This is a genomic window from Pontibacterium sp. (assembly GCF_041587635.1).
Taxonomy (GTDB): domain Bacteria; phylum Pseudomonadota; class Gammaproteobacteria; order Pseudomonadales; family Balneatricaceae; genus Pontibacterium.
The window spans coordinates 1-4,363 of sequence record NZ_JBFGYC010000353.1; the positions used below are offsets into that span (position 1 = coordinate 1).

Genomic DNA, 4,363 nt, shown 5'->3' on the forward strand with positions numbered 1-4,363 from the left:
AGCTTTCAGCCTGCTCAATTGATCACCTCATTGTTGCGGTGGATTCAGGAAGAGATCAACGAGGAAGTTTTTTCACTGACTGAAGCATTAGGTGATATTGAGACGTTACTTGAGCGTGATAAACCGCCAGTGGATGAGATAAGTCAGGCGCGTAAGCGGGCGGGTGAACTACAGCGTTATCTGGCTCCCCAGCGCGCAGTATTGAGTCAACTGCGTCAGCAGCGTGAACTGAAATTAGCGACAGAACTGGAATCGGATTGGAGAGAACTCGCGAACGAACTTCAGCTCAGCCTCGAAGAGGTGGACATGGCGATCAATCGTCTGCTGATTTTTCAGGATGAGGTACGTAGCACGCTCAACGAACGTACCACCCGCACGTTGTATCTGTTGTCGTTAGTCACATTTTTCTTCCTGCCTTTGAGCTTTATTACCGGCTTTTTAGGTATGAACATCAGTTTTCCGTGGGAAGCATCAGGGGATGCCTTTTGGATTTTGGTGGCGATGATCACCGGTATTGTGTTGGCGCAGGCCTTACTGATACGACGTTTGGGCTGGTTATAGCGGGCGCTATTTCAATCCCTATTGTTCATTAAGCTCTTTCCGGGGGAAACCCTATGCATATGGATCCAGTTCTACCGACTATGGTTGGCACACTGTTTGTGATGTTGCTGGTGGGTGGGTTATTAAAGTTTATTCATCAGCCTCAGATCATTGCGTATCTGCTCGCGGGTGTTGTGATTGGCCCTCATGGTTTTGGGCTGATTTCAGATTCAGAGATGGTGCATCGATTGGGTGCATTGGGTGTTGTACTGCTTCTGTTTTTTGTTGGGATGGAAGTTGTCCCTGAAAAGCTGAAAGCGCGGTGGCGTATTCCTGTCATCGGCACGGTATTGCAAGTGTTGTTCTGTCTAGCCCCCGTCACTTTGATCGGTATGGCTTATGACTGGAGTTGGGCGCGGATCGCGCTGCTGACATTTGTGGTGAGTCTGTCCAGTTCAGCGGTCGTGATTCGTCTGTTGCAGGATCGTAACGAACTGAGTACCGGCTTTGGTCAGGATATGTTAGGCGTGTTGCTAGTGCAGGATCTGTTGGTCATCCCGATGCTGATCGTGATCGGTTTGTTTGGAGGACAGCAGATTGATATGCACTCACTGTCGATGCAGTTGCTCGGTGTATTATTGATGGGTGGTCTGTTGGTGTGGATTTTCAGCGGACGTCAGCTAAAGCTGCCTTTGGGGAATCATATTCGTGGTGATCATGAAATACAGGTGTTTACTGCATTAGCTATTTGCTTTGGGTTGGCGCTGCTTACGGGTGTATTGGAGTTGTCTACCGCGTTGGGCGCGTTCATCGGTGGCATGCTGGTGTCAGCTGCCCGCGAAACCCAGTGGGTTCATCATAAGCTTGAACCGTTTAAAGTTGTGTTTGTTGCGCTATTTTTTCTGGCAATCGGCATGAGTCTGAATCTGAATTTCGTTGCGGATCATTGGTGGCAGGTCGGTTTGCTGGTGATTGCGGTGTTTATTGTGGGGACGCTGGTAAACGCAGTCATTCTGGCTGCATTGGGATACAAATGGCGGGAAAGCTTGTATGGCGGCACTGTGTTGGCGCAGATAGGTGAATTCAGTTTTGTATTGGCAGCCGTTGGCTTACAGGCAGCGATAATTTCTGATGCGGGTTATCAGCTGGCGTTGTCGGTTATCTCGATGTCTCTGTTGCTAGGACCGCTTTGGATTACGTTAGGACGAACCTGCTTTAAGCCGGTGATTGATAACGCAAACGCTTAGTCAGTGATAGGCGGGGAAACCGCAAAAATACTTTTAATCGAAATGCTTCAAGGCCGGTATTGCTACCGGTCTTTTTTATTGGAGAGTTGGTAAGTGCCACCGATCGACTTTTTGCCTTATGTTCAGCAGTTTTTTGTTGAACACAAACTGTTAACTACCATAGCGGCTATCGCGCTGACCTATGTATTCAAGATCAAGTTGGCCAGCACGATCAAGCGGCGGGCGCGAGCGAAGGGTGAAGACCGCCGTTATCTGGTTAATGTAATCAAGAACCTGATCAATCTGTCGTTGGTTGTCTGTTTCTTTGTGTACTGGTCAGCCGAGTTACAGAAGTTTGCCTTGTCGGTGGCGGCATTTGTAGTGGCCTTTGTGATTGCCACACGTGAGTTTATCCAGTGCATAATCGGTTTTATCTATATTGTGTCTGCCCGTCCTTTTCAGATAGGCGACTGGATTCAGGTTGGAAATCAGGCCGGTGAAGTGACCGAGACAGATTGGGCGAAGCTGACATTATTGGAAGTGGATATCGATTCTTACAGCCACACAGGAAAAACACTGTTTTTGCCGAACAGTATGTTGCTTTTGAGTACCATTAAAAACCTGAATTTTATGAAGCGCTATGCGACACATACGTTCACTATTACGCGTGATCAGAGTGTGAATTTGTTCGCAATTGAAGATGAACTGTTGGCGTATGCGACTGAACATTGTCAGGATTTCTATGAGGTGGCCAATCGTTACAATGCGCTGATCGAAAAAAGACTGGATGTAAAAATCTCTGGTCCGGCACCGGCAATGTATATTTCTTCAACTAAAGAAGGGAAAGATCAGGCGAGTTTCACGATATTTTGCCCATCAGAACAGGCGTTGGAGATTGAGCAAAAAATTACCCGTGATTTTATGCAACTTTGGCATCGTGAAAGACAGAAGCTTCACCGGAACGTTTGTGTTCAGGTGTAATGATAGGTTTGGGGTGAGTTTACATCAGCATGCCGGGATACCAAGAATGTGACCACTCCGTTTCCGATTATGATATTTGGTTAGACAAAAAAGCCCGATACGGGGTCGGGCTAAACGTAACGTATAGTTACTTATGACAGAACCTTATGCATCCGTTTTAAGCAGCTCGCCTTTCGGATCGTAGACGCAGCCTTTAGTCGCTTTCGCAGGGTAGTGTTTACCTAGAATCTTCACAGTAAGACCAGCAGCGATGGCAACGGTGTCAACGTATGCGAGCGCCAGACTCTTCTGTACCCGTCAGAGCTGACCTGACCCACGACTTTACCGTCCTGATAAACCGGTTCCATATCTGTCGCAGCGTCCACATCGGTGGAGTTGATTTCCAGCAGTACCAGTTTGGTTGTTATGCCTTGCTCTTTCTGGAGCACCAGTGCTGCGCGACCTTCAAAGTCGCCTTTGTCCAGTTTGACGAACCAGCCCTGATTCGTTTCCAGTGCGGTAAACTTGGTGATCAGGTCGTGGCCCCACATTGGGTAGATTTTATCAAGACGCATGGAGTCCATTGCGCGCAGACTAAAGTCTTTAGTATCCCACTCTTTACCCGCGCCCATCAGGGCATCATAAAGCGCTGTTTGATGTTCAATCGGGTGATGGAGTTCCCAGCCCAGCTCGCCGACAAAGTTCATACGAAGGGCGCGTACAGGTGCGCCCGCAACTTCGACTCTTGTCCGGTGAACCAAGGGAAGCCGTCATTACTTAGATCAGAATCGGTTAGTTTAGCCAGCACTTTACGTGCATCCGGACCGGCGAGAACCACTGTACTTTACTGACGGAGGATGTTGGTCAGTTCCACGCTGCTATCTGTTGCCAGTCTCTGGGCCAGCCAATCTTTGATCAGCAGTTCACCGGCAGCAGGGGCCATCATATAGTAGCTACCGTTCTGCAGTTTGGTGATGGAAAACTCCCAAGCCACAGCGCCTTCAGCTGTTAGCTGATGAGCCAGCGCAGTTGCGCCCACTTCTGTTGGGATACGGTTCGGTTTCTGGTATCTGGTGCGCTCATCACGCAGTTTGTCTGACTCAAAAGTGAATTATTTTTCCAACTGGTTATATCGCCAGATTATGGCGGGTAAAACGCTACAGCGTGCGGGCTGACACGTTTCAGGTAGAAACTTTGTCTAGCCGGGATTTGACGCGCTGCATCACATCTGCGGGTGGGATAACCCCTTTCTTACTGATAACACAGCCCCGTGATCTCCCCTCAGCGACAATGCGCTCACCCACTCTAAAAGTGTGCGTCATATTGAAAAACTTCTCATCCCAACCCGTAATCTCCATATTTACGTCGTACTTGTGAAACAGGCCCAACGGTTTTTTGTATTGCATGGTGTGTTCCGAAATGACTGGCATCCACCCCTCATTGAGCATCGTTTTGGCCAGCCCCGTGCGTATAAACATATCAACCCGCGATAAGTCACAGATCGTGAGATAACGCCCATTGTTCATATGGCGATTGATATCAATATCGTTGGGCAGTACGCGCATTGATAAGGTATTACTTGGGTGTTCAATCGGCAGTCGGGGTTTAAAAAACGATGCTGCCAGAAGATAAAACAT

At 48.4% G+C, this 4,363-nt stretch carries 7 protein-coding genes; 3 read left to right on the top strand and 4 right to left on the bottom strand.

The features are described 5' to 3' along the window. From ABYW01_RS15245 to ABYW01_RS15255, 3 genes are all read left to right on the top strand, one after another. Positions 1-561 (top strand): CorA family divalent cation transporter (locus ABYW01_RS15245; protein ID WP_372834245.1); only part of this gene is annotated, 561 nt, incomplete at its 5' end. Between the two features lie 59 nt (positions 562-620). Continuing rightward, complete coding sequence (locus ABYW01_RS15250) at positions 621-1,787, top strand: cation:proton antiporter (RefSeq protein ID WP_372834247.1); 1,167 nt, start codon at positions 621-623, stop codon at positions 1,785-1,787. A 93-nt stretch (positions 1,788-1,880) separates the two neighbouring features. Beyond that, positions 1,881-2,747, top strand: coding sequence for a mechanosensitive ion channel family protein (locus ABYW01_RS15255; protein ID WP_372834250.1), 867 nt, complete (start codon positions 1,881-1,883; stop codon positions 2,745-2,747). Positions 2,748-2,891: 144 nt separating this feature from the next. Here the strand turns inward: ABYW01_RS15255 and ABYW01_RS15260 are convergent, their stop codons facing one another. From ABYW01_RS15260 to ABYW01_RS15275, 4 genes are all read right to left on the bottom strand, one after another. Then, positions 2,892-3,029 (bottom strand): hypothetical protein, encoded by a 138-nt coding sequence (locus ABYW01_RS15260; protein ID WP_372834256.1) that lies wholly within the window; start codon positions 3,027-3,029, stop codon positions 2,892-2,894. Then, entirely contained in the window at positions 2,978-3,487 is a 510-nt protein-coding gene (locus tag ABYW01_RS15265) for a hypothetical protein (RefSeq protein WP_372834251.1), read from the bottom strand. The genes ABYW01_RS15260 and ABYW01_RS15265 overlap by 52 nt, the downstream gene beginning before the upstream one ends. Before the next feature lie 83 nt (positions 3,488-3,570). Then, a complete protein-coding gene (locus tag ABYW01_RS15270; RefSeq protein ID WP_372834253.1) occupies positions 3,571-3,720 on the bottom strand; it encodes a hypothetical protein in 150 nt (49 codons plus the stop codon). A 187-nt stretch (positions 3,721-3,907) separates the two neighbouring features. Further along, the coding region (locus ABYW01_RS15275; protein WP_372834254.1) for an acyl-CoA thioesterase at positions 3,908-4,363 on the bottom strand (456 nt) is incomplete at its 5' end.

What these genes read in the sequence shown, in the direction of transcription:
- ABYW01_RS15250 (WP_372834247.1), top strand. Translation starts at nt 621, where the DNA reads ATGGATCCAGTTCTACCGACTATGGTTGGCACACTGTTTGTGATGTTG.